Origin of the sequence: Streptomyces lydicamycinicus (assembly GCF_000829715.2) — a bacterium.
Classification (GTDB): domain Bacteria; phylum Actinomycetota; class Actinomycetes; order Streptomycetales; family Streptomycetaceae; genus Streptomyces; species Streptomyces lydicamycinicus.
Genome location: NZ_BBNO01000001.1, coordinates 941400 through 966331, shown reverse-complemented (window position 1 = coordinate 966331; position 24932 = coordinate 941400). Strand labels below are relative to the sequence as shown.

General features: G+C 73.0%; 19 protein-coding genes. 10 read left to right on the top strand and 9 right to left on the bottom strand.

The window, feature by feature from the left end:
* Positions 1–65: 65 nt before the first annotated feature.
* Together TU31_RS04175 and TU31_RS04170 are read right to left on the bottom strand one after the other, a co-directional pair.
* Complete coding sequence (locus TU31_RS04175) at positions 66–1619, bottom strand: sensor histidine kinase (RefSeq protein WP_042148986.1); 1554 nt, start codon at positions 1617–1619, stop codon at positions 66–68.
* A gap of 1 nt (position 1620) precedes the next feature.
* Positions 1621–2412, bottom strand: coding sequence for a response regulator transcription factor (locus TU31_RS04170; protein ID WP_042148983.1), 792 nt, complete (start codon positions 2410–2412; stop codon positions 1621–1623).
* 234 nt (positions 2413–2646) lie between these two features.
* Here TU31_RS04170 and TU31_RS04165 point away from each other — a divergent pair, with 234 nt between their 5' ends.
* The 5 genes from TU31_RS04165 (at position 2647) to dgt (ending at position 7922) form a co-directional block, all read left to right on the top strand.
* A complete protein-coding gene (locus tag TU31_RS04165) occupies positions 2647–3867 on the top strand; it encodes a glycosyltransferase family 4 protein (RefSeq protein ID WP_042148980.1) in 1221 nt (406 codons plus the stop codon).
* 294 nt (positions 3868–4161) lie between these two features.
* Positions 4162–4716 (top strand): GH25 family lysozyme, encoded by a 555-nt coding sequence (locus TU31_RS04160; protein ID WP_042148977.1) that lies wholly within the window; start codon positions 4162–4164, stop codon positions 4714–4716.
* A 132-nt stretch (positions 4717–4848) separates the two neighbouring features.
* Complete coding sequence (nadE, locus tag TU31_RS04155; RefSeq protein WP_042148973.1) at positions 4849–5679, top strand: NAD(+) synthase; 831 nt, start codon at positions 4849–4851, stop codon at positions 5677–5679.
* Positions 5680–6179: 500 nt separating this feature from the next.
* Complete coding sequence (locus TU31_RS04150) at positions 6180–6533, top strand: hypothetical protein (RefSeq protein WP_042148970.1); 354 nt, start codon at positions 6180–6182, stop codon at positions 6531–6533.
* Between the two features lie 63 nt (positions 6534–6596).
* Positions 6597–7922, top strand: coding sequence for a dGTP triphosphohydrolase (gene dgt / locus TU31_RS04145; RefSeq protein WP_245698395.1), 1326 nt, complete (start codon positions 6597–6599; stop codon positions 7920–7922).
* Between the two features lie 149 nt (positions 7923–8071).
* Here the strand turns inward: dgt and TU31_RS04140 are convergent, their stop codons facing one another.
* The 7 genes from TU31_RS04140 to TU31_RS04110 form a co-directional block, all read right to left on the bottom strand.
* Positions 8072–8908 (bottom strand): cytochrome c biogenesis CcdA family protein, encoded by an 837-nt coding sequence (locus TU31_RS04140; protein WP_042148964.1) that lies wholly within the window; start codon positions 8906–8908, stop codon positions 8072–8074.
* A complete protein-coding gene (locus tag TU31_RS04135; RefSeq protein WP_042148961.1) occupies positions 8905–9687 on the bottom strand; it encodes a DsbA family protein in 783 nt (260 codons plus the stop codon). The genes TU31_RS04140 and TU31_RS04135 overlap by 4 nt, the downstream gene beginning before the upstream one ends.
* A gap of 57 nt (positions 9688–9744) precedes the next feature.
* Complete coding sequence (locus TU31_RS38460) at positions 9745–10269, bottom strand: hypothetical protein (protein WP_158894238.1); 525 nt, start codon at positions 10267–10269, stop codon at positions 9745–9747.
* A 132-nt stretch (positions 10270–10401) separates the two neighbouring features.
* A complete protein-coding gene (locus TU31_RS04125; RefSeq protein ID WP_370682696.1) occupies positions 10402–10929 on the bottom strand; it encodes an ATP-binding protein in 528 nt (175 codons plus the stop codon).
* Between the two features lie 276 nt (positions 10930–11205).
* A complete protein-coding gene (locus TU31_RS04120; protein WP_042148953.1) occupies positions 11206–11973 on the bottom strand; it encodes an enoyl-CoA hydratase/isomerase family protein in 768 nt (255 codons plus the stop codon).
* Between the two features lie 104 nt (positions 11974–12077).
* Positions 12078–13316 carry a L,D-transpeptidase gene (locus tag TU31_RS04115; RefSeq protein ID WP_245698394.1) on the bottom strand — a complete coding sequence of 413 codons (1239 nt, stop codon included), beginning with the start codon at positions 13314–13316 and terminating at the stop codon, positions 12078–12080.
* 176 nt (positions 13317–13492) lie between these two features.
* Entirely contained in the window at positions 13493–14809 is a 1317-nt protein-coding gene (locus TU31_RS04110) for a L,D-transpeptidase (RefSeq protein WP_245698393.1), read from the bottom strand.
* A 242-nt stretch (positions 14810–15051) separates the two neighbouring features.
* Here TU31_RS04110 and glgX point away from each other — a divergent pair, with 242 nt between their 5' ends.
* The 5 genes from glgX to TU31_RS04085 all read left to right on the top strand — a co-directional run bounded on the left by glgX (position 15052) and on the right by TU31_RS04085 (position 24881).
* The gene (glgX, locus tag TU31_RS04105) at positions 15052–17307 is read left to right on the top strand and encodes a glycogen debranching protein GlgX (protein WP_042148949.1); all 2256 of its coding nucleotides are present in this window, start codon (positions 15052–15054) and stop codon (positions 17305–17307) included.
* A gap of 83 nt (positions 17308–17390) precedes the next feature.
* Positions 17391–19265 (top strand): ABC transporter ATP-binding protein, encoded by a 1875-nt coding sequence (locus TU31_RS04100; protein ID WP_042148946.1) that lies wholly within the window; start codon positions 17391–17393, stop codon positions 19263–19265.
* Positions 19262–21154: an ABC transporter ATP-binding protein gene (locus TU31_RS04095; RefSeq protein WP_042148941.1), complete on the top strand. Its 1893-nt coding sequence runs from the start codon at positions 19262–19264 to the stop codon at positions 21152–21154. The genes TU31_RS04100 and TU31_RS04095 overlap by 4 nt, the downstream gene beginning before the upstream one ends.
* Before the next feature lie 26 nt (positions 21155–21180).
* The gene (locus TU31_RS04090) at positions 21181–23046 is read left to right on the top strand and encodes an ABC transporter ATP-binding protein (protein ID WP_045867291.1); all 1866 of its coding nucleotides are present in this window, start codon (positions 21181–21183) and stop codon (positions 23044–23046) included.
* Entirely contained in the window at positions 23046–24881 is a 1836-nt protein-coding gene (locus TU31_RS04085) for an ABC transporter ATP-binding protein (RefSeq protein WP_107070606.1), read from the top strand. Before TU31_RS04090 ends, TU31_RS04085 begins: the two co-directional genes overlap by 1 nt.
* The last annotated feature ends 51 nt before the right edge of the window (positions 24882–24932 follow it).

The window sequence follows — 24932 nt, the reverse complement described above, 5'->3', positions numbered from 1 at the left end:
AACGGCGGAATCTTCGGACCTGGACGACTCCTACCGAACCGACGACGAATCTCCGACGCAGGACACTAGGAACCCGTCCCCCCGGTCTCCGCATGGGCTCCGCCGCCGGACCCCGTCCCCGTCCCCGTCCCCGTGCCGACCGTGAAGCCCAGGGTGGCGCCCCCTCCCGGGCGGTGGGTGGCGAAGGCGTGGCCGCCATGGGCGGTGGCGATCTCGCGGACGATGGCGAGGCCGAGGCCGGAGCCGGGCAGGCCGCGGGCGGCCGCGGCGCGGTAGAAGCGGTCGAAGACCCGGGTGAGGTCGGCGTCCTCGATCCCGGGACCGCGGTCGAGGACCTCTGCGCGGGCGCCCGTCACCACGACCTCGATCGGCGCGGTGCCGCCCGCATCGAACTTGGCGGCGTTCTCCAGCAGGTTGGTGAGCGCACGGTGCAGCGCGGCGGGCCGGCCCTCGACCACCGCCGGGCGCACGGTCCGTACGGTGATCTCGCGGCCGGTGCGGCGGCGGGCCGAGGCGGCCGCCTTCTCCGCGACCTCGGCCAGACTCACCTCGGCGAGCGGGTCGTCATCCCGCTGTCCGGCGGCCAGATCCACCAGCTCATTGACCAGATCGCTGAGTTCCCTGGCCTCCCCCGCGAGGTCGGCCAGCAGCTCCTCGCGGGCGTCCGGCGGCAGTTCCTCGAACCGCTTCAGCAGCGAGATGTTGGTACGGAGCGAGGTCAGCGGGGTGCGCAGCTCATGGCCGGCGTCCTGGACGAGGCGCTGCTGGTCCTGTACGGCGCTGGCCAGCCGGCCGAGCATGTCGTCGAAGGCCCGGCCGAGCCGGGCGACCTCGTCGCGCCCGGCCACCGGGACCGGGACGTCCAGCCGGCCGTGCTCCGCCACGCTCTCGGCGACCGCGGTCAGCCGCACCAGCCGGCCGGTGATCCGCCGCGCCAGCCACCAGCCGCCCGCTCCGGCCAGCGTGATGACCGCGGCGGCCAGCAGGGCGGTGCGCTGCTGGAGCGCGGAGAGCAGATCCTCGGTCTCGCTGAACTTCTGGGCGACCTGGACCGCCCCGCGGCCGCCGCCGAGCGCGACGGTCGCGACGTGGTACTCCTCGTCGCCGATGTCCGCCTCCCGCTCCGCGTGCAGGCCCGCCCGGTCGTCGACGGCGATCCGGCGCTCCGCGGCACCGGCCGGAAGCGCCGGGCGCCCCCGCTCCACGATCTGGCCGCCGGCGCCCAGGATCTGCACCTCGGTCCGGCTGGGCCGGGTGAGGTCGTCGCGCGGCCCGTCGTGGTCGGGGTCGGCGGTCGCGTAGTCGGCGGGCCAGAACGGCTTCTCCTGGACCTGGGTCCGCAGATCCCGTACGACCTGCGAGAACACCGACTTCTCATCGACCCGTACCAGCCGGGCCGCCGCGTCGTAGCTGAGGAATCCGACGAGGACGGTCACCGCCGCGGCCCCGGCGGCGAACGCCACCGCGAAGGCGGTGCGCAGACTGGCGGGCCGGCGGGTGCGCACCCAGGCCGCCGATCCGCCGCGCCGCCAGGACCGCAGCCGTGCGCACAGCCGGACCCACAGCCGGCGGCGGCCGGCGCGGGTACCGCTCCCGGTGCGGTCACGGGGCCCGGACATCTCAGTCCTCCCGCAGCACGTAACCGACGCCACGCACCGTGTGGATCAGCGGGCGGCTGCCCGGGACATCGACCTTGCGCCGCAGGTAGCCCACGTACACCGCGAGGTTCTTCGAGCCCGGCCCGAAGTCGTAGCCCCAGATCCGGTCGTAGATCGTCGAATGGTCCAGCACGATCCCGGCGTTGCGGGCCAGCAGCTCCAGCAGCTCGAACTCGGTCCGGGTCAGTTCCAGCTCCCGCTCGCCGCGCCAGGCACGGCGCGAGGGGCCGTCGATCCGCAGGTCCGCGGCCTCGACGACACCGCTGTCCGCCACCCGGGCCTCGTACGCTCCGCCCGATTCCGCGCCCCCGCCCGTCTCGCCGGGCTCCTCGGCAGCGTCCGGACCGGTCCCCGGCCCCTCGCCGTCCTCCGCCCCGGCAGCGCCGGCCGTCGTGCGCCGCAGCAGCGCCCGCAGCCGGGCGAAGACCTCCTCGACCTCGAACGGCTTGACCACATAGTCGTCCGCCCCGGCGTCCAGGCCGGCGATCCGGTCCGCGGTCTCGACCCGGGCGGTCAGCATCAGGATCGGGGTGCGGTCCTGCTCGGCCCGCAGCACCTGGCACACCTGAAGCCCGTCGATGCCCGGCATCATCACGTCCAGCAGGATCACGTCCGGGCGCTCGCGGTGGGCTGCGGCCAGCGCCTGGATGCCGTCGGCGACGGCGGTGACCTGGTATCCCTCCAGGGTCAGCGCACGCTCCAGCGCGGTCCGGATGGGGCGGTCGTCCTCGGCGAGCAGTACGGAATGGGTCACCCGGCAAGTCTGCCAAGGGCCCGGCGGTGCGAAGACAGGCGGCCGGTGGGGAGGCGGCTTTCTTACCCGGCTCTCACCCCTGGTTCTTACCGGGCTCTCACCCCGGCCACGCCATCGGCTTACCCCGTGGCGACACGGTGACCACGTGCCGGACGGGCCGGTCGCGGCGGCCCGCCGCGCAGGTACCGGCCGGTCGGAATGATTCGGCACACCTCGGGGAAGACACCACACCGCATGAAGATCACCCTCCTGTTGCACAACGCCTATGCCATCGGCGGCACGGTCCGCACCACCCTCAACCTCGCCGCCGCGCTGGCCGACCGGCACGAGGTCGAGATCGTCTCGATGCTGCGGCACCGCGAGGTCCCGCGGTTCACCGTGGACCCCCGGGTGCGGCTGATCCCGCTGGTGGACACCCGGGTCGGCAGCGAGGACATGGCCGACCCGCTGTTCGGTGAGCCCGCGCGGGACTTCCCGCTCACCGAGAAACGGCACCACCAGTACAGCCGGCTGGTCGATGTCCGCGCCGCGGAGCTGCTGCGGACCACCGACGCGGACGTACTGATCGGCACCCGGCCCGGCATCAATGTCTACCTGGCCCTGTTCGGCCCCCGCCGGGCGCTGCGGATCGCCCAGGAGCACCTCCGGCACGACGCGCACAGCAAGCGGCTGCGCGCCGAACTCGCCCGCCATTACCGGACGTTGGACGCCGTGGTCACCACCACCGAGGCGGATGCCGCCGTCTACCGCGCGCGGATGCCGCTGCCCGGCGTACGGGTGCTGGCGGTGCCGAACATCGTGCCCGCGCCGGCCGGTCCGCCGTCGGAGGGCACCTCGAAGGTGATCGCTGCGGCCGGCCGGCTGGTCCGCGGCAAGCGCTTCGACCTGCTGATAGAGGCGTTCTCCGGGGTCGCCGCCAAGCACCCCGACTGGCGGCTGCGGATACACGGCGGCGGCGCCGAGCGGACGCAGCTCCAGGGCCTGATCGACGGGCTCGGGCTGGGCGGGCAGGCGGAGCTGACCGGGCCGCGCTCACCGATCGAGGCGGAGTTCGCCAAGGCGTCGATCGTCGCCTCGGCCTCGGACGCCGAATCGTTCGGCATGACCCTCGTGGAGGCGATGCGCTGCGGGGTGCCCGTCGTCAGCACCGACTGCCCGCTGGGCCCGGCCGAGATCATTCACGACGGCACGAACGGGCTGCTGGTGCCGCGCGGCGACGGCCCGGCGCTGACCGATGCCCTGCTCACCCTCATCGAGGACCCCGAGCGGCGGCGCACGATGGCCGGGAACGCGCGGGAGAGCTCGCACCGCTACGACCCGGAGCCGATCGCCGAGCGCTATCAACTCCTCTTCGAGGAACTGCGGGCGACGCGTGGCCGGCGGGCCCGGGAGCGGGCCATGGCGCGGATCCGCGCCCGCGCACGACGGCTTTTGCGACGCGCCCTGCGGCGCTGAACCGGCCGCCCACGGACGGCGGGGCCGGTCCGGTCGGCGGGACCGGCCCCGCCTCAACTTGACCGCGCCACAAGGAACTTCCCGCCTCTTGCCTGGCGTCCCCGGTAGCGAACATGCTGAACTGCTGGAAACGAAACGGAAATCGCACGGAACGCAGAATCGCTGGATCACAGCACCGGATCACCACCGGATCACCGAATTGCCGATCACGGAACGCCCGGAACACGGCAACGCAGTTGGCGCTTCGAGCAGTTGACGCTTCGAATCCGCAGGTCCGAGGGCAGGAGGCCGCTCATGCTGCATGGTGTCGATGTCAGCTCCTACAACACCTCGTATTCCACCGCGGGGCTGGATTTCGTTTTCGTCAAGGCCACAGAAGGCCGCTCCTACATCAACCCGCACCAGTCGGCGCAGGCGTCAAAGGCCCGTAAAGCGGGCTGTGTGGTCGGTTTCTACCACTTTCTGTGGCCGGGAAATATCGCCGCCCAGGCGAAATACTTCGTCGAGAAGTGTGTCTCGGTCCAGGGCGACATTCTGGCCTGCGACTGGGAACGCACCGGCGAGGGGACCTATGCGAGCAATGCACAGAAGGACCAGTTCCTGCGCGAGGTGAAAAGGCTGCGGCCCACGCACCGGGTGATGCTCTACTGCAACCGCGACTTCTGGCTCCACCACGACACCACGTCCTACGCGGCCGACGGCCTGTGGATCGCCGACTACGTCACCGCCGGGCACCCGCGGATCAAGGCGAAGTGGCGCATCCATCAGTACACCGACCACCCGCTGGACAAGGACGTCGCGGACTTCTCCACCAAGGCCGCCCTCAAGAAGTGGGCGCACCCGGCATAAGGTTTCCTACCGGCACGCTGATTCGCGTCGCCAGGCACCGCACGCGGGCGGCGGATAAACGCTGCGTACGGGCCACAGGAACAGCGCGTCACGACCACCGCGCGACGCAGCACGAGACAAGAGGAGCAGCCCGTGACCGACCCGGCGTCCAAGGCCCTGCAACAGGAGATCGCCCGGGATCTCCAGGTGACCGCGTCCTTCGACGCCGAGCAGGAAATCGAGCGCCGGGTGACCTTCCTCACGGAGCGGCTGACCTCCACGGGCCTGCGCTCGCTGGTCCTGGGCATCAGCGGCGGCGTCGACTCCACGACCACGGGCCGGCTCTGCCAGCTCGCTGTCGAGCGGGCCCGCGCCGCCGGGCACGAGGCGACGTTCTACGCGATGCGGCTGCCGTACGGCGTCCAGGCGGACGAGAAGGACGCCCAGCGGGCGCTGGAGTTCATCCGCGCCGACCGGGAGCTGACCGTCGACATCCGCCCGGCGAGCGATGCGGCGCTCCAGGCCGCGCTGGACGGCGGGCTCACCTTCCGCGACGCCCACCACCAGGACTTCGTCCAGGGCAACATCAAGGCCCGGCAGCGCATGATCGCGCAGTACGCGGTCGCCGGTGCGCACGACGGCCTGGTCGTCGGCACCGACCACGCGGCCGAGGCGGTCTCCGGCTTCTTCACCAAGTTCGGCGACGGCGCGGCCGATGTCGTACCGCTCACCGGGCTCACCAAGCGCCGGGTGCGCGCCGTATCGGCGGCACTGGGCGCCCCGAAGGAGCTGGTCCAGAAGGTGCCCACGGCCGACCTGGAGACCCTCGACCCGGGCAAGCCGGACGAGGACGCGCTCGGCGTGAGCTACGACCAGATCGACGACTTCCTGGAGGGCAAGCCGGTCGACGACGCAGCCGCCCAGGCGATCGTCCGCCGCTACCACCTCACAGAGCACAAGCGGGCGCTGCCGATCGCGCCTTGAGGGGTCGCTTCCCGGGGGGGGGGCGGGGGCGGGCGGGGTCGGCGGGCTCGTGGAGCTGCTTGGGCGCGGCGTCGGAGGCCCCGCTTGCGCGGCCGCGGAGGTCCGCGCGGCGCCGGAGGCCTCGCCCGCACGGCCTCGGAGGTCCCGCTCGCACGGCCGCGGAAACCCGCTCCGCGCGGGGCCCGGAGCTCTCCCCCGCCCCCTCCCCCTCTCCCCCTTCGGGGGAGGGGGCGGGGGGTGGGTTCGGGGGTGGGGGGGGAGCAGAGCCGCGGCAGCGGCACCTCACCGGCCCGCCCTGTCCGGCCTTGTCCGGCCCTGTCCCACCCCGCCCCCGCCCCGCCCCGAACCCATCCCCGCCCCCGCATGTCATGGCCCGGCTAGGGGACCGTCATCATCCCGGTGCTAAATCGTGGGTGTGAGCGGGCATGCATCCGGCCATGGGAAGCCGCGAAGTGCGATCGGAAGATCAACTGTCAGTGGGGCCGCCTACGCTCCGGGACATGGGTTACGCAAACCTGCGCGAACTCCAGACCGCGCTGACCACCGCCTCCGACCTTGCCTCGGCCTTGCAGTCCGCGCCCACCCGGCGTGACGCGGACCAGCTCGTCGACGTCCTCCGCCAAGCACTGACCGCCGCCAGCTCGCTGGGTGCCGAGACCGGCCCGACCGGCTGCGCCCTGCATCCGCACGGTGCGGTCGACCCGTTGTACGGCGACCCGGAAGATCCCCTTCCGCCGGGCTACGGGAAGTGCCTGCTCTGCAACGACCGCCGGCGCCGGGCGGACGCCCACCCTCCGCACACCCGCCCGTACGCCCGACCGCATCCTCGCTGGCGGCGGCGCCTCAGCGCCTAGAGCCGGTGGATGCTGTGGGCCCGGAAGGGGCCCCGGTGGGCGGGGCAGGACTACCATCCGCGCATGCGACCTGCCACATACAGCGATGAGGATCTAGAGCAGCACTCCCTCCGGCGACGGGTGCCCGACGACGGGCAGCGGTCCGGGTTCGAGCATGACGTCGACCGGATCCTGTACTCGACGCAGTGGCGGGCGCTGGCCGGCAAGAGCCAGGTGGTGGCGAGCGCCGAGCTGGGCGCGTACCACACCCGGCTGACGCACTCGATGAAGGTGGCACAGCTCGGCCGGCGGATGGCGGAGCGGCTGGAGCGGCAGTACGGCGGGCCGAATCCGGCGCTCGTCGAGGCGGCGTGCATGGCGCATGACATCGGCCATCCGCCCTTCGGGCACGCGGGTGAGCTGGCGCTGCGGGCCACGATGGACGAACTGCACTTCGCGGACGGTGTCCTCGACAGCTTCGAGGGCAATGCACAGACCCTGCGGGTACTGACCTTCCTCGCCGCCCACAAATACCCGGGCCACCGCGGGCTGCATCTGACCCGCGCCTGTCTGGACGCCGCCACGAAATACCCGTGGGAGCGGGCGCCCGTCGACCAGGACCCGGCACGGCATGTGAAGTGGGGCGTGTACGTCGCCGACCGGGAGGCGTTCTCCTGGGTGCGGGCCGGCCGTACGGACACCGCCGTACCGGTCGAGGAACAGGTCATGGACTGGGCGGACGATGTCACCTACGCCTGCCATGACGTCGAGGACTTCTACCGCACGGGCCTGATCCCGCTGGCCGCGCTGTTCCCGCCGGACGGCGCCGCGGGCAGCGACACCGAGCGGGAGACCCGCCGCTTCCTGGACTATGTGCAGGCCAAACGGGCGCGGGCGGGCGAGGACTTCGACCGGGCGGCCGCGCTGGTGATGATGGAGGACATCGGCAAGCGGCTGGCGGTGCCCGCCCCGTACAGCGGCAGCCACGAGGACGCGGTGGCGGTCAACCGCCGCACCGCGGATCTGATCTCGTACTTCACCCGGGGCATCGAGCTGGAGGTGGGCGGCGCGGCGGCGATCCGCTACGGGGCGCAGCTGGTGATCCCGGCGGACCGGCGGGCCGCCTGCGATCTGCTCAAGGAGCTGGTGTGGTGCTACGTCATCGACCGGCCGGCGCTGGCCACCCAGCAGCACGGCAAGCGGCGGGTGGTGAGCGAGCTGCTGCGCTGGAGCCATGACGCGCCCGAGCTGCTGCCGCCGGACCGCGCCGAGGAGCTGGCGCTGCACGGCGACCGGCTGCGGGCCGCCGCGGACCATGTCGCCTCGCTGACCGAGGATCAGGCACTGGCCCTCCACCGGCGGCTGTCCGGCACGGGCCTGGGCTCGGTCAACGACAACGTGTGGCTTTGAGGCCGGTGAACCGTCCGGAGGCCGGGGAGGCGAGGAGCCGGGACCAACGGGCGGGAGGGCGGGGCGTGCGCTGCCCCGCCCTCCCGTATGCCGGGCCTCGCCGGCCCGTGCCCCAATGGCCCGTCCCCCGACGGCCCGCTCCGCCCCGGCTACTCGCCGCCGTCCCGCTTCTTCTCCGGCCGTAGCGCGAACCGGCCGAGCACCCCGGCGACGACCAGCGCGGCGACCGCGATCAGCACGGCGTCCGGGACGCCGTTCCCGATCCGCGTCGCCCACTCCTCGGCCCGGAATTCGCTGTCCGCGTCGAGGATGCCGGGCAGCGCGCTGGTCCCGTTGAAGCACAGGAACAGCACACCGATACCGATGAAGAACACCCCGGACAGCAGCGAGGTGGTGTGCAACCGCAGCCTGCCGAGGGTGAATTCACGGCCCCGCAGCCAGCCCCGGGTGCCGAGCTTGCAGCGGTCCCACAGCAGCGCCAGTACGAACAGCGGCAGCGCCATGCCCAGCGCGTAGACGGCGAGCATGGAGGCGCCGTACACCGGTGAGCCGCTGACCGCCGTCACCGTCAGCACCGCGCCGAGGATCGGCCCCGCGCAGAATCCGGCCAGGCCGTAGACACAGCCGAGCAGGAAGGTGGAGACGGCCGACCGCGGGGTGATCCGCGCGGCGGCGGCCTGGGCGCGCCGGGAGGCGAAGCCCAGGCCGAGGATCTGGGCGAGGCCCATCGCGATGACGACCCAGCCGCCGACGGCGATCAGCAGATCACGGTGGCCGTTGAAGAGCCGGCTGGCCGCCGTACTGGCCGCGCCGAGCGGCACCAGTGTGGTGGCCAGTCCCAGATAGAACACGCCGGTACGGGCGACCAGCCGGCCGGGCGTGGACAGGGAGTACGCGAAGAACGCCGGCAGCAGCAGTGCGCTGCACGGGCTGAGCAGGGCGAGCGCACCGCCCAGGAACGCCGCGAGATAGCCGATGTCGGTCATTTGCCGGCTCCCTTGGCCGCCGCACCGTGCTTCGCCCGGGCCGCCGCCTCCTCGATGGCCTGGGCGAAGACCTCCTGGGGCTGGGCCCCGGCCACCGGCCGGCCGTTGACCAGGAAGGACGGCGTGGACTGCACCCCGAGCTGGTAGCCCTCGTCCTGATCCTTCTTCAGCGCCCGCTCGGCCTCCGCGCTGTTCATGTCCGTACGGAACTTGTCGAGGTCGTCCACGCCGCTCTTACGGGCCAGGTCGACGAGCTTGTCCTCGGCGAGCGCCGCGCCCTTACGGGTCTTGGCGTACAGCTCGTCGTGCAGCTGCCAGAACTTGCCCTGCTGCCCGGCGGCCCAGGAGGCACGGGCGGCCCGCTCGGAGTGCGCGCCGAAGACGGTGAAGTTGCGGAATTCGATGCGCAGGGTGCCCTTGTCGACGAACTTCTTGATCAGGCCGGGCTGGGTTTCCCGGGTGAAGCGGCCGCAGAACGAGCACTGGTAGTCGGCGTATTCGACGAGGACCACCGGGGCGTCCTTCTTGCCGATGGCCAGCGGGTCGCCGTCCGCGCGCCGGCTGGTCCGCTCGGCGAGGTCGTCGAACATCTTCTGCTGGGCGGGGTCCTCCTGGGGATCGGTGGAGGCGGCGGCCTCGGGTGCGTCGCCGCGGCCGGTGTCGCGGTCGCCCTCGACGGACGAGCCGACCGCGATGGCGATGGCGATCAGGGCGACGACGAGGGCGACGACCGCGCCGACGGCGGCCAGTTTGCGGGTGGGATAGGCGGAAACGGGCATGCGGAAGCTCCAGACGTACGGAGGGGGAATTCGGGCCGTGTGCGTCGGGGCGGCGGCCTATATCCGCAGTACGGGGAGGAGCGCGGTGTGGTCGATGACGGATGCGCTGCCCGTCGGTGGCCGGGCGAGCGCGCACTGCACGGGCAGATCCACGGCGAGCGGCCCCGGGCCGATGGTGGCGGGGGCGAGGGGCTCACCGCGGTGCGGTGCGGGCAGCGGGGCGGTCTCCTCGGGCCCCGGCGCATGCCGGTCCGAGCACCTCTTGGGCGCCTGGGTGACGGCGAGGGGGGCGGCGGGGTCGAGCCGCGGGCCGTGGTGCGCGGCGGCCGGTCGCTCAGTGGCCGGTCGCTCAGTGGCCGGTCGCTCGGTGGCCGGTCGCGCGGCGGCGGTCCCGTCCGCGGGGCCCGTGGCGTCCAGGGCGGCCGCGGGCGTCGCGTCACCCGCCCGCCAGTCCGCCGCGGCCGTCGCCGCCCGGCCCGCCAGCCAGGCCTGGTCGCCGCCGATCCGGCACAGCAGCGGCCCGAAGGTGACGGTGAGGAGGAGCAGCAGCGTCAGCGCGGCCGACCGGCGCACAGGGCGCATGTCCCTCCCTCTCCGTACCTCGCGCGAGCATGAACAACCATCCTACGGACCGTCGCCGCACGAGCGGAGCACCGCCGGACCCCGGCGCCTGTCGCGGGCCGTCCGGCCGGACCGGGGCCGGGGAACCGGCGTTCAGCGGTCGGCGATCCGCATCTCGAACCAGGTGGTCTTGCCGCGGGGCAGCAGATCCACGCCCCAGCGTTCGGAGAGCTTGTCGACGAGGAAGAGACCGCGGCCGCTGAGGTCCATCTCCTGGACCGGCATGAGACACGGCAGGCCGCGGGACGGGTCGCGTACCTCGATGCGGATCCAGCCACGACGGCGCAGCATCCGCAGCCCGAAGGTGCGGGCGCCGGTGTGCCGTACGGCGTTTCCGACGAGCTCGGAGACCAGCAGCACGGCGTGCTCGGTGAGCTGGGGCGTCAGGGACCACTGCTTGAGGAGGACGGCGGCGGTGAGCCGGCGGGCGATTCCCGCGGACTGAGGACGGGAGGGGAGCCGGACCTCGCCGAGCGTCGGATCGCCGGCCGGTTCGGGTGCCGCGGACGCCGGTCTGCGGGGAGCCGGGGTCCGGTCCCGGTCCGCGCCGGGGATGCCCCATCCTGCGGCGGCCGGATCGCTCCGCGGCCGCGGCTGCTCCATTCCTTCGAGGCCCGCCATGCCCCCCATCATGGCCGTTACTTGACGGTCACGGGGATGGAACCGACGGAATCCGCTGTCCGGAATCGCCGGTTCCATCCCCTCGCCGAGACATATGCCAAAGGCAGTTAAGGTTCCGGGTCGCACCAGCTGACCTGCGATGACACTCGGCATCCAGAGGGCGGGCGGAAAGCCTCAACAAGGTTGGCTTAAGGCGCAATTAAGTTTTGCATCATTCCCCCACAAGGGGCATCACGTCCCGGCCAAACCTCAGATGTCCCGTCAACACCAGCTGTTTCAGCGGAACTTGGCCTTGCCCGGACCTTCCTCGACGAAGCTGCGCATGCCGGTCTCCCGGTCCTCGGTCGCGAACAGCCCCGCGAACCAGTTGCGTTCAATGGTGAGGCCGGTGTCGATGTCGGTCTCCAGGCCCGCGTCGACGGACTCCTTCGCGGCCCGCAGCGCCAGCGCGGGGCCGGCCGCCAGCCGCGCGGCCCAGGCGTGCGCCTGCTCGTAGACCTCGGCGGCCGGCACCACCCGGTCGACCAGCCCGAGGGTGAGCGCCTCGTCGGCCTTCACCTGACGGCCGGTGAAGATCAGGTCCTTGGCCTTGGACGGGCCCACCAGCCGCGCCAGCCGCTGGGTGCCGCCGGCGCCCGGGATGAGCCCCAGCAGGATCTCCGGCTGGCCCAGCTTGGCGTTGTCGGCCGCGATCCGGACGTCGGCACAGAGCGCCAGCTCACAGCCGCCACCCAGCGCATAGCCGGTGATCGCGGCGACCACCGGCTTGGGGATCCGGGCCACGGCGGTGAAGGAGTCCTGTAGCGCCTTGGACCGCACGACCATCGCCGCGTGATCCATGACCTGCATTTCCTTGATGTCCGCGCCGGCCGCGAACACCTTCTCCCCGCCCCAGATGACGACCGCGCGGACATCGTCGCGGCGGGTGGCCTCCTCGGCCAGCTCGCGCAGCCGGTCCTGGGTGGCGATGTCGAGTGCGTTCATCGGCGGACGGTCCAGGCGGATGGTGCCGACGCCGTCGGCGACCTCAAGATTCACAGTCATGCCGGAAGGTTAGTACGCGTTAACGACGCCGGGCCCGGTGCACTCGGTCACAGTGCAGCGGGCCCGGTCGCCTTCCGGCCGTCCTGGAGGTGTCCCCTACTCCCCTACTGCTCGGCCTTCCACTTCTCCCAGGAGAGGTTCCAGTCGCTGAAGCCGTTGTCCGGCTGGATCGTTTCATCGTGCGAGTTCTTGACGACGACCACATCGCCGATGACGGAGTTGCGGAAGAACCACGCCGCCGGGGTGGAACCGTCACCGCCGCCGCGCTGGTCGAACAGGCCCACACAGCCGTGGCTGGCGTTGCGGGTGCCGAACGCCGCGCGGCCCGACCAGTAGTTGCCGTGGATGAAGGTGCCGGACGTGCTCAGCCGCATCGCGTGCGGTACGTCCTTGATGTCGTACTCCCCGCCGAAGCCGACGGTGTCCCCGTTCATCCGCGTCACGAGGTGCTTCTCGCTGATCACCATCTTGCCGTTGTACGTCTCGGTTCCCGGCGCGCCCGAGGTGATCGGGATGGTCTTGACGGTCTTACCGTCGCGGACCACGGTCATCTGCTTCGACTTGGCGTCGACCGTGCTGACCTGGCTGCGGCCGACGGTGAACGAGACCTCCTTGGCCTGGGTTCCGTAGACACCGGGCCGGCCCTCGACGCCGTTGAGGTTGAGCTTGAGGGTGACCTTGGTGCCGGGCGCCCAGTACTTCTCGGGGCGGAAGTCGAGCCGGTCGTTGCCGAACCAGTGGCCCTCGATCGGGACCGACGGCTTGGCGCTGACCTTGATGGCGTCCTCGACGGCCCCGGGGTCCGTGATGCCGCGGGTGAAGCGGATCGAGACCGGCATCCCGACACCGACCCGCTGGCCGTTCTCGGGGCTGTACTGGCCGATGAAGGTGTTCTTGGGGACGAGGGTGGTGAAGCCGGAGTGCTCGGCGGCCTCCCGGCCCCGGCCGTCCACCGCTATCGCGTCGACGGTGTACTTCGTCGAGGCGCCCAGGTGGCCGCTCGGCTTCCACACGGCGCCGTCGCCCGATATCTTCCCGTCGACCTCATTGCCCTTGCCGTCCTTGACCTTGACGGACTTGAGCCGGCCCTTCTGGGCGGTCACCTTCAGCGCGCCGCTGGTGGCGACGTCGTCCGCGCCGTCCTTGGGCGCTATCGTCACGGCGGCCTGCGAGGCGTCCTTCTCCCCGCCCGCCTTGCCGGCCTTCTTGCCGTCACCGTCATCGCCACCACACCCCGCCACGAGCAGCAGCACGGCGGCGAGCAGCACGGCGAGCGGGCCCCCGCCCTTGTCTGGCCACCGACGCCGGCGAGCCGGCACCCCCGAATTCGGCTGGACGTTCACGACTGGCCCCTTTTCCCCTCGCACGGCCCGCGGTCCCCCGCACGCGGATGCGGACAGCCGCGTGCTTGCCGTTAGATAACCACACCGCGGTGACAGTGAACTCCCCGTGAATGTCACTGTTTAGTCCCAAGTGCGGGGGTGGTGCGGGGGACTTGTCCCGGCGGACCGACTCCCGTTCAGTGCAGCGCGGATCCGGCCCGCCACAACTCCCACGGCATGTTCCAGCCACCGAGGCCGTTGTCCGGCGCGACCGTGCGCTCCGGGGAGTTGTGCACCTCCACGGTGTCGCCGACGATCGAGTGGCCGAAGAACCAGCCGGCCGGGGTGTTCGGGCCGCCGCCCTTGATGTCCTTCAGCCCGACGCAGCCATGGCTGGTGTTGACGCCGCCGAAGACCTCGGGCGGCGCCCAGTAGTTGCCGTGCAGGAAGGTCCCCGACCTGGTGAGGCGCATGGCGTGCGGCACGTCCGGGATGTCGTACTCGCCGCCGAAGCCGACGGTGTCACCGTCCATCCGCGTCATCGAATGGCGCTCCAGGATCACCATCCGCCCGTTGTACGTGGGGTTCTCGTCGTCGCCCGCGGTGACCGGCAGCACCGCCACGACCCGGCCGTCCTGCCGCACGGTCATGGTGTGCCGGGCGGCGTCGATGGCGCTGACCTGGTCCCGGCCCACCCGGTAGCGGACGGTGCGGCGCTGGGTCCCGTAGGCGCCCGGGGCGGCCTTCACCCCGCGCAGCCGCAGTTGCACGGTGATCTCGGTGCCCGGGCGCCAGCGGTCGCGGGGCCGGAAGTCCAGCCGCCGGCGGCCGAACCAGTGGGCGGCGATCTCGACGCCGGGCCGGGCGCTGACCCGGACGGCGCGTTCGACGGCCGCGCGGTCGGCGATCGGCCGGCTGAAGACCATCGAGAAGATCAGGCCGGTGCCTACGGTGGCATCGCGCTGGGGTGAGAAGTGGCCGACGAAGCGGCGGACGGGGGCGGCGGTGGTGAAGCTGGTGTGGCGGGCGATGCGGTGGCCCGCACCGTCCAGCGCCACCGCGTCGACGGTGTACTTCGCGCCGAGCCGCAGGCGCCCGGGGGCGGGCCGCCAGGTCAGGCCGTCCGGCGAGATCCGCCCGGTGACGGGCCGTCGGCCGGCGTCACCGGTCCGGCTGACCGCCACCCGCTCCAGCCGCCCGGCCGGCACCCGGACCTCGAACCGCCCGTCGGCCCGTACACCGTGCGCACCGTTGTGCGGGACGACCGTGATCGTGCCCTCCGGGGAGGGCGGTTTGCCGCCGGTGAAGACCTCCGGGTCCCCGCAGCCGGCCAGGGCGGCGGCCCCGGTGAGCCCGGCCAGGACGACGAGGGCGAGACGGGTGCGGCGGGCCGCCCGCACCGCCGCGCCACCGGCCGCCCGGCGCCCCGCCCGGTCCGGCAGCCGGTCCCGCACCCGGGCGCCGCCGCGGCGCTTCGCTCGGTCCCCTGCGCGGTCCTGCTGATGGGCGGTCATATACCGCATTGTGCTGGATGATGCCTGGGTTGGTACGTATGCCGCGTAACGGGATGTCATCGGCAGAACGGAGCGGCGCGACGAGCCTCCCACGGGAAGCGTGAGGCAACGCCCGGTTGCGGGAAGAACAACGGGGAGGGCGGAAACCTGCACGGCCGGGGCTCCCAGCGCACGCTGGTGGGCACCACCTCCATGCCGGGACCCACCGCCCGACCGAGCCATGAGCCGCAGGAGGCGGGCACGTGTCGAGCGCACCCGAGCAGGAGGCAGTGGCGGACGAACCACTCGCCCCACCCGCGGACATCCGTCCCGGCAGCCCCACTCCCCTGGGGGCCCGGTACCGCACCGGCCCCGATGGCATCGCCGGCACCAACTTCGCCCTGTGGGCGGGCGGCGCCGAGGCGGTCGAGCTGTGTCTCTTCGACGACGCGGAGCGCGAGACCCGCCATGCGCTGACCGAACTCACCCATGAGATCTGGCACGGCTTCCTGCCCGGTGTCCGCCCCGGGCAGCGCTACGGCTACCGGGTGCACGGCCGCTGGGACCCCTGGTCCGGCGCCCGCTGGAATCCGGCGAAGCTGCTGCTCGACCCGTACGCCAGAGCCGTGGACGGCGACTTCGGCACCCGTACGGAAGGGTCCGGCACGGGGGCCGCGCTGCCCGCGCAGCTGTACGGGCATGTCCGCGACTGGCCGCAGCAGCAGGTCGCCGACACCGTACGCGACGACCGGGACTCGGCGCCGTACGTCCCCAAGGGCGTCGTGGTCGGCGACGACACCGGGGGCGAGGGCGGTGCCGACGAATGGCGGGACGACCGCCGGCCCAAGACGCCCTGGCCGGATTCGGTGCTCTACGAACTGCATGTGCGCGGTTTCACGATGCGTCACCCCGGTATCCCGGAGCGGCTGCGCGGCACCTACGCCGGGCTGGCGCACCCCGCGGCGCTGGAGCACCTGGTCCGGCTCGGGGTCACCGCCGTCGAACTGCTGCCGGTGCACCAGTTCGCGCACGAGGACCACCTGGTGCGCCGGGGGCTGCGCAACTACTGGGGCTACAACTCCATCGGCTACTTCGCGCCACACGCCGGATACGCCGCCACCGGTACCCGGGGGCAGCAGGTCGGCGAGTTCAAGCGGATGGTGCGGGCGCTGCACGACGCCGGTATCGAGGTGATCCTCGACGTCGTCTACAACCACACCGCGGAGGCCGGTGAACTGGGCCCGACGCTCTCCCTCCGGGGCATCGACAACCGCGGCTACTACCGTCTGGCGGGCGACGCCCGCCGCTACGCCGACTACACCGGCTGCGGCAACACCCTGCATGTCGTCCAGCCCCAGGTACTGCGGCTGATCACCGATTCGCTGCGCTACTGGGTCACCGAAATGGGTGTGGACGGCTTCCGCTTCGATCTGGCGGCCGCGCTGGCCCGCTCCATGCACGACGTCGACATGCTCTCCCCGTTCCTCGCCGTGATCGCCCAGGACCCGGTGCTGCGCCGGGTCAAGCTGATCGCCGAGCCCTGGGACGTGGGAAACGGCGGCTATCAGGTGGGCGCCTTCCCGCCGTTGTGGACGGAGTGGAACGACCGCTACCGCGACACCGTCCGGGACTTCTGGCGCGGCGCCCAGCACGATGTCCGCGATCTGGGGTACCGGCTCTCCGGATCGAGCGACCTCTACGCCTGGGGCGGCCGCCGCCCGTACGCCTCGGTCAACTTCATCACCGCACACGACGGCTTCACCCTGCGCGACCTGGTCAGCTACGAGCACAAGCGCAACGCGGACAACGGCGAGGGCAACCGCGACGGCACCCACGACAACCGCTCCTGGAACTGCGGCGCCGAGGGCGAGACCGACGACCAAGAGGTCCGCGCGCTCCGCCGCCGCCAGCTGCGCAACCTCCTGACCACGCTCCTGCTGTCGACGGGCGTGCCGATGCTGGTCGCCGGTGACGAGATGGGCCGCACCCAGCACGGCAACAACAACGCCTACTGCCAGGACAACACGACCAGTTGGCTCGACTGGTCGCTGCCGGCGGACCCGGAGTGGCGCCCGCTGGCCGGTCTCGTCGCCCGGCTCATCGCCCTGCGGCGCGCCCATCCCGTCCTGCGCCGCCGGGCGTTCTTCTCCGGCCGGCCGCATCAGCAGGGGGGTCTGCGCGACCTCGCCTGGTTCACCGCGGACGGGACGGAGATGACCGAACAGGACTGGTACACCCCGGGCGCCACGCTCGGCATGTACCTCTCCGGGAACGACATCTCCCAGCGCGACGACCGGGGCCTCCGGATCGTCGACGACAGCTTCCTCGCCGTGCTGCACGCCGGTGACCGGCCGCGCCCGTTCACCCTCCCCGGGCCGCCCTGGGCCGGCCGTTACGAACTCCTCGTCGACACCGCACGGGAGGACCAGCCGGGGGCGGCGGAGGCGCCGTACGCGGCGGGCGCGCCGATCACGCTCGCCGGGCGGTCGGTGCTGTTGTTCCGGGCGGTGCCGGACTGAGGCATACGGCGCGGCGGCGCGGGGCGGACCGTCGGCCGAAATCCGGGTGAGCGTTGTCAGTGCCGCGCCTTACGCTCGCGAGGATGGCTGATACCGCGCAGACGACGAACCGGACCGATCCGACCGACTTACCCCGGCGCTCCGCCGTGCGCTCGCTGGTGCGGCTGTGGCCGTTCGCCCGGCCCGTGCGGGCGCGGCTGTTCACGGCCGCCTTCGTGGCGGTGCTCGCCTCCTGCGTCAGCCTGGTCATTCCGCTGGTGCTCAAGTGGCTGGTGGACGGGCCGGTGGCGGAGCGCGATCCCGGCGGGACATGGCTCGGCGGCGGCATCCTGCTGCTGCTCGGGCTCGCGGAGGCGCTGCTGTTCGGGCTGCGGCGCTGGCTGGTGGCGCGTCCGCTGGCCGGGGTCGAGGCGGCGATGCGCGAGGCGCTCTACCGACATCTCCAGCGCCTTCCGGTCGCCTTCCACGACCGCTGGTCCTCGGGCCAGTTGTTGTCACGCGGCACGACCGATCTCCAGACGCTGCGGTTGTTCCTCGCCTTCCCGCTGACCTTTCTGCTGGTCAACGGCGTCACCATCCTGGTGGGCGCGGTGCTTCTGCTGGCCCAGCGGTGGTCGCTGGGGCTGGTGCTGCTGGGGCCGGTGCTGCCGCTGATGGTGCTGTGCTCGGTCTTCGAGGCGAAGTACGGTCGCGCGGCACGCCGGACCCAGGACCAGCTCGGCGATCTGACCACGGTGGTCGAGGAGTCGGTGCTCGGCATCCGCATCATCAAGGGCTTCGGGCGCCATCGCAGCCAGACCGAGGCCTTCCGGAAGCTGACCCGTGCGCTCCGTACGTCCGAGCTCCGCAAGGCGCGGCTGCTGGCGTGGATCTGGGGGTGCAACACCACCCTGCCGGAGATCGCGATCGGCGGGGCGCTGGTGCTCGGCACCCTCCAGGTGGCCGACGGCGTCCTGTCCGCGGGCACCCTCGTCGCCTTCCTGTCCACCGCCCTGGCGCTGCGCTGGCCGGTGGAGTCGATCGGCTTCCTGCTGGCCATGAGCAACGAGGCGGCGGCGGCCACCGACCGGTACTTCGAGGTGCTGGACGTGCCGGCGGTGGACGAAGCGGCAGGGGGCGCAGCGGCCGGCGATGCGTCGGCCCGGGACGCACCGGCACGGGACGCACCGGCTGCGGACGCACCGGTACGGCACGCCTCGGAGCCCGTCGGCACCGGTGGCCTGGTCTTCTCCGGCGTGCAGTTCCGCTACCCGGACGCGCCGCCCGACTCCCCGCCGCTGCTCAAGGACATCACCCTGCACATCCACCCCGGCGAGACGATGGCGCTGGTCGGGGCGACCGGCAGCGGAAAGACCACGCTCACGGCGCTGGTGCCGCGGCTGTACGACCCCACAGCGGGCCGGATCAGCCTCGACGGGCGCGATCTGGCGACCCTCGGCCGGGACGAGGTCCGTGCGCTGGTCGCGATGGCCTTCGAGGAGCCGACGCTCTTCTCGGCGACCGCCGCGGAGAACGTCCTGATGGGTGGGGAGGGCGCCCAGGGGAGCGATCTCCGGCGGGCGTTGGAGGTGGCGCAGGCCGATGGCTTCGTCGATGCCCTCCCCGAGGGCGCGGCCACCCAGGTCGGTGAGCAGGGCCTGAGCCTGTCCGGTGGGCAGCGGCAACGGCTCGCCCTGGCCCGTGCCGTGGTCGGCCGGCCGCGCTTCCTGATCCTCGACGATCCGCTGTCCGCCCTCGATGTGCACACCGAGGCGCTGGTGGAGGCGGCCCTGCGGCAGGTCCTGGCGACCACCACGGCCCTCGTCGTCGCCCACCGACCGTCCACGGTCCTGCTCGCCGACCGGGTGGCCCTGCTCTCCGGCGGCCGGATCACCGCCGTCGGCACCCACCACGCACTGCTCAGGGACCACCCCGAGTACGCCACGCTGATGTCCGGCGACGGAGAGGGCGCCCGATGACCACCACCACGACCGGCCGCCCGTCCGACAACCCCGAGGACCGCCCCGGCCCCCGGCCACGGCCCGCCCCGGAGCCCCCGGAGCCCGCGGACCTCGCCCCCGACGCGCTCGCCCACGACACCCTGCCCGCCCCCAAGGGGGCCGCGCGCACCCTCCTCGCCTCCCTGCTGGCCCCGCACCGGCGCCGCGTCGGGCTGGTGGCCGTTCTGCTGCTGCTCCAGCAGGCGGCCGTGCAGGCCGGTCCGCTGCTGGTCGCCTACGCGCTCGACCGGGCGGTGCCGGCGCTGCGGGCCGGCGACCACGGGCCGCTGCTCACCGTGGCGGTGGCGGCGGTGCTGTGCGCGGCGGCGTCCGGCGGGCTCCAGTTCGGCTTCATCGAGTTCAGCGCGCGGGTCAGCCAGGATGTGCTGCTCGATCTGCGCGGCCGGATCTTCCGGCACGGCCAGGCGCTGAGCCTGGACTTCCACGAGCGCTATACGTCCGGCCGGCTGATCTCCCGCGCCACCACCGATGTGGAGGCGCTGCGCGAACTCCTCGACGAGGGGCTGCAAGAGCTGATCACGGTCTTCCTCTCGTCGGCCTACATCACCGTGATGCTGGTCTGGCTGGACGGGGGCCTGGGTGCCGCCGCCCTCGCCTCCGCCGGCCCGCTCGCCCTCCTCGTCCGCTCCTTCCGGCACCGTTCGCACCGGTCCTACGGCGCGAAGTCCACGGCGATGGCGGCCGTCATCGTGAAGTTCACCGAGACCCTCAACGGCATCCGGCCGGTGCAGGCGTTCCGCCGCGAGCGCCCGAACGAGGCCGCCTTCGCCCGGCTGAACCACCAGCACGCACGGCTCAACGGTGACACGCTCCTGGAGATGGCGCGCTATGTCGTCGCCTCCCGGGTGGTGGCCAATATCGCGGTCGCCGCGATCGTCCTGTGGGGCGCCTACCGCGTGGCCACGGGCGACCTGGCGCTCGGCGTCCTCGCCGCCGCGGTGCTCTATCTGCGCCGGCTGTACGACCCCATCGACCGGCTCGGGATGTTCCTCAACTCCTATGAATCCGCGGCCGCTTCCCTCCAGAAGATCGCCGGACTGCTCGCCCGGCGCCCCGGCGTCCCGGAGCCGGCCGTATCGGCCACGTTGCCGCCCGCCGTGGCCGGCCGGCCGGGCCGCGAGGTCACCTTCCGCGAGGTCCGTTTCGCGTACCGCACCGGCAGCGAGGTGCTGCCCCGTTTCGATCTGACCCTCGCGGCCGGGTCGACCGTGGCCGTGGTGGGTGCCACCGGCGCCGGCAAGTCGACCCTCGCCAAGCTGCTGGCCCGCTTCTACGACCCCACCGAGGGCCAGGTGCTGCTCGACGGGGTCGATCTGCGCGAGCTGTCCACGGCCGCGCTGCGCCGTGGCGTCGTCATGGTCACCCAGGAGGCGTTCCTGTTCTCCGGCACGGTGGCCGACAACATCGCCCTCGGCCGCCCGGACGCCACCCGCGAGGAGATCGAACGCGCCGCGAAGGCCCTCGGCGCCCATGACTTCATCACCGCCCTGCCGGACGGCTACGACACCGATGTCCGCAAGCGCGGCGGCCGCATCTCCGCCGGCCAGCGCCAACTGGTGGGCTTCGCCCGGGCGTTGCTCGCCGACCCGGCCGTGCTCATCCTCGACGAGGCCACCAGCTCCCTGGACATACCCGGCGAACGCGCGGTGCAGCGCGCGATGGGCACTGTCCTGGAGGGCCGTACGGCCCTGGTGATCGCCCACCGCCTCTCGACCGTCGACATCGCCGACCGGGTCCTGGTCATGGCCGACGGCCGGATCGTGGAGGACGGCCCGCCGGAGCAACTCATCGCCGCACGGGGCCGGTTCGCGCAGCTGCACCAGGCGTGGCGGGACAGCGTGGGGTAGGGGGGCAACGACGCGAGGGGGGCGCAATGAGGACCGACACCGCACGAGGGCCGGGAATCCCCGACCACCGCAGCGCCGGACGCTATGTGTGGTGGCTGGTGGTCAGCCAGCGGGGGCGGGTGGCGGCGGGCGCCACCTACGGGAGCCTGTGGATGGTCGGGCTGATGCTGCCGCCCTATGCGCTGTCCCGGGCCATCGACGAGGGGCTGGTGCCGGGCCGGATGCCGGTGCTGCTCGGCTGGGTGGCGGTGCTCTTCGGCGTCGGGGTGGCGAACGCCTGGCTGGCGGTCATGCGGCATCGCACCATGACCAGGATCCGGATGGACGCCACCTTCCGTACGGTGCGGGTCATCGTGGCGCACACCCTGCGGCTGGGGGCCGCGCTGCCGCACAAGGTGACGGCCGGGGAGGTCGTGACGATCGGGATCGGCGATGTCGGCGTGATCAGCCAGACGCTGACGATGACCGGGCCCGGCGTCGGCGGGGTGCTGGCCTATGGGGTCGTCGCCGTGCTGCTGCTGACCGTCTCGCCGCTGCTGGCCGGGGTGGTACTGCTGGGCGTCCCGCTGCTCGCGCTGCTGGTCGGGCCGTTGCTGGGGCGGTTACAGGGGGCCGAGTCGCGCTACCGCGAGCGGCAGAGCGGGCTGGCGGCGCGGCTGACGGACCTGGTCGGCGGGCTGCGGGTGCTCAACGGCCTGGGCGGCAAGGACGTGTTCGCCGACCGTCACCGGCGCGAGGCGCGGGCGCTGCGGGACGAGGGCTATCGGGTCGGTGCGGTGACGAGCTGGGTGCAGGCCCTCGGGGTCGGCCTGCCGACGCTGTTCCTGGCCGCGGTGACCTGGCTCGCGGCCAGGATGGCGACCCAAGGGGCCATCACCGTGGGCGAGTTGGTGGCGGTCTACGGATACGCAGCGGCGCTGGTGGTGCCGGTCTCGTTCTTCATCGAGGGCGGCTACGACCTCACCCGCGGGCTGGTCGCCGCCCGGCGGGTGGTCCGGTTTCTGCGACTGGAGCCGGCTGCCGCGGAGGGCTCCGGGGACGCGGCCGGGAGCAGGGACGCGGCCGGGAGCAGGGACGCGGCCGGGAGCGGGGCCGGGGACGTCCCCGAGGCCGCTTCCGTGCTGCGGGATCCGGCGTCGGGCGTCGAGGTGGTGCCCGGCCTGCTGACCGCGCTGGCCGCCGCCCGGCCGGGCGAGTCGGCGGCGGTGGTCGACCGTCTGGGCCGGTTCGCGGATTCGGCCGCCACCTGGGGCGCGGTACGTCTCGACGAGATCCCGCTGCCGCAGGTCCGCGACCGGATCCTGGTCGCCGACAACGAGGCCGATCTGTTCGCGGGGACGCTGCGCGAGGTGGTCGGCGGGCGCCGGGACCGGACCGAGGAGGCGATCGGCCGGGCGGTCCGGACGGCCCTGGCCGAGGACATCGTCCGTGGGCTGCCGGACGGGCTCGACTCGGCGGTCGAGGCGCAGGGCCGCAATCTCTCCGGCGGGCAGCGGCAGCGGCTGCGCCTGGTGCGGGCGCTGCTGGCCGACCCCGAGGTGCTGCTCGCGGTGGAGCCGACCTCCGCGGTCGACGCGCACACCGAGGCCGGTATCGCGGCCCGGCTGCACCGCGCGCGGGCGGGCCGTACGACCGTCGTCACCAGCACTTCCCCCCTGCTGCTGGACCGGGCCGACCGGGTGTACTACCTCGTCGACGGCCGGGTCGCCGCCGTCGGCAGCCATCGCCAACTCCTGGCCGAACAGCCCGGATACCGCCGCCTGGTGGCTCGCGGCGAGGACGAAGGCGGCGTGGACGAGGACGGCACGGACGGGAGCGGCGAGGACCTGACCGGTACGGACAGCGCCACATACCCCCGGCCCGAGGCCCCCGTGACCAAGGAGGACGCGTGATGACGGCGACCGCCACCCGGCCCGGACGGTCCGGGGAGGCGCTGCCGGCCGGTGCGGCGCTGCCGGTGACCGATCCGGCCACGACCCGGCGGGCGGCGCTCCGGCTGGTCCGGCGGGACGGCCGGGCCGTCGCCCTGATGCTCGCGCTGAACGCGCTCGCGGCCGGCGCCGGGCTGGCCGGCCCCTGGCTGCTCGGCCGGATCGTGGACACGGTGCGGTCCGGCGGCGGCGTGCACACGGTGGACCGGCTGGCGCTGGTCATCCTGGCGTGCGGGCTGGCGCAGCTGCTGCTGGCGCGCTACGCCCGGTACGTCGGGCACCGCTTCGGCGAGCGGACCGTGGCGCGGGTCCGCGAGCAGTACGTGGACCGGGCGCTGGCGCTGCCGGCCGCCATCGTGGAACGGGCCGGTACCGGCGATCTGACGGCCCGTGGGACATCCGATGTCACCTCGGTCGCCCAGGCGCTGCGGGACGCCGTGCCGGAGGTGTGCGTCGCCGCGGCCCAGGCGCTGTTCCTGCTGGGGGCGGTGGTGGTGCTCGATCCGCTGCTCGGCCTGTGCGGGCTGGGCGTGTTCAGCGGGGTGTTCGCGGTCCGGTGGTATCTGCGCCGGGCGCACGGCGCCTATCTGGCGGAGGGTGCGGCGACCTCGGCGCTCGCCGAGCTGCTGGCGGCCACCGCCGCGGGCGCCCGGACCGTCGAGGCGCTGGGGCTCCAGGAGCGCCGGACGGCGGCGAGCGAACAGGCCGTCGAGCGCTGCCGCCGCACCCGCACCCGCACGCTGTTCCTGCGCAGTGTGCTGCTGCCGGCCGTGGATGTCGCCTACGTCGTCCCGGTGGTCGGCGTGCTGCTGGCCGGCGGGGCACTGCACGGGCGGGGCGGGATCAGCCTGGGCGTGGTCATCACCGCGGCGCTGTATCTTCGGCAGCTGTCCGACCCGTTGGCGACGATCCTGTTCTGGGCCGAGCAACTCCAGAGCAGCGGCGCCGCGTTCGCCCGCGTCGAGGGGCTGGGCCGGGCGCCGCGAACGAGGACCGTCCCCGCGGCCCTCCTCCCGCACCCCTCCGCGGAACCCTCCCCCGCCCTCCCCGCCGACGACCGCATCGAGGTCACCGCCGTCCACTACGCCTACGGCGCAGGGAGCGCGAGCCCCGCCGCGGACCGCGATGTCCTGCACGGTGTGGACCTGACCGTCCGCCCCGGCGAACGCCTCGCCGTGGTCGGCCCCTCGGGCGCCGGCAAGTCCACCCTGGGGCGGCTGCTGGCCGGGATCGACGCGCCGCGCCAGGGCTCCGTGACGGTCGGCGGGGTGCCGGTCGCCGCGCTGGACCCGGCGGCGCTGCGCCCGCAGGTCGTCCTCGTCACCCAGGAGCACCATGTGTTCCTGGGCACGCTCCGGGACAACCTCCAGATCGCCGCGCCCGACGCCGAGGACGCCGCGCTGTGTGCCGCACTGGCCGCCGTGGGCGCCGAGTGGGCCGCGGAGCTGCCGGCCGGCCTGGACACCGAGCTGGGCGCCGGCGGCCACCGCCCCGACGGCTCCCAGTCGCAGCAACTGGCCCTGGCCCGTGTGGTGCTGGCGGATCCGCACACGGTGATCCTGGACGAGGCGACCGCCCTGCTCGATCCGCGGACGGCCCGGCACACCGAGCGCGCCCTGGCCGCCGTCCTGACGGGCCGTACGGTCATCGCCATCGCACACCGTCTGCACACCGCCCACGACGCGGACCGGGTGGCCGTCATGGAGGAGGGCCGGCTGACCGAACTCGGCACCCATGACGACCTGGTGGCGGCGAACGGGGCCTACGCCGCCCTGTGGCACTCGTGGCACAGCTAAGGGCTGCCCCGTAATGCCTGGCGGGCGCGCGACGCCTGCTCTCCCGTAGGT

Coding starts and splice junctions, on each gene's coding strand:
- TU31_RS04085 (WP_107070606.1), top strand. CDS start 23,046: ATGACGGCGACCGCCACCCGGCCCGGACGGTCCGGGGAGGCGCTGCCG.
- TU31_RS04125 (WP_370682696.1), bottom strand. CDS start 10,929: ATGGCGGGCCTCGAAGGAATGGAGCAGCCGCGGCCGCGGAGCGATCCG.
- TU31_RS04090 (WP_045867291.1), top strand. CDS start 21,181: ATGAGGACCGACACCGCACGAGGGCCGGGAATCCCCGACCACCGCAGC.
- TU31_RS04110 (WP_245698393.1), bottom strand. CDS start 14,809: ATGACCGCCCATCAGCAGGACCGCGCAGGGGACCGAGCGAAGCGCCGC.
- TU31_RS04120 (WP_042148953.1), bottom strand. CDS start 11,973: ATGACTGTGAATCTTGAGGTCGCCGACGGCGTCGGCACCATCCGCCTG.
- TU31_RS04100 (WP_042148946.1), top strand. CDS start 17,391: ATGGCTGATACCGCGCAGACGACGAACCGGACCGATCCGACCGACTTA.
- TU31_RS04175 (WP_042148986.1), bottom strand. CDS start 1,619: ATGTCCGGGCCCCGTGACCGCACCGGGAGCGGTACCCGCGCCGGCCGC.
- TU31_RS38460 (WP_158894238.1), bottom strand. CDS start 10,269: ATGCGCCCTGTGCGCCGGTCGGCCGCGCTGACGCTGCTGCTCCTCCTC.
- TU31_RS04135 (WP_042148961.1), bottom strand. CDS start 9,687: ATGCCCGTTTCCGCCTATCCCACCCGCAAACTGGCCGCCGTCGGCGCG.
- TU31_RS04150 (WP_042148970.1), top strand. CDS start 6,180: ATGGGTTACGCAAACCTGCGCGAACTCCAGACCGCGCTGACCACCGCC.
- TU31_RS04160 (WP_042148977.1), top strand. CDS start 4,162: ATGCTGCATGGTGTCGATGTCAGCTCCTACAACACCTCGTATTCCACC.
- TU31_RS04140 (WP_042148964.1), bottom strand. CDS start 8,908: ATGACCGACATCGGCTATCTCGCGGCGTTCCTGGGCGGTGCGCTCGCC.
- dgt (WP_245698395.1), top strand. CDS start 6,597: ATGCGACCTGCCACATACAGCGATGAGGATCTAGAGCAGCACTCCCTC.
- TU31_RS04095 (WP_042148941.1), top strand. CDS start 19,262: ATGACCACCACCACGACCGGCCGCCCGTCCGACAACCCCGAGGACCGC.
- TU31_RS04165 (WP_042148980.1), top strand. CDS start 2,647: ATGAAGATCACCCTCCTGTTGCACAACGCCTATGCCATCGGCGGCACG.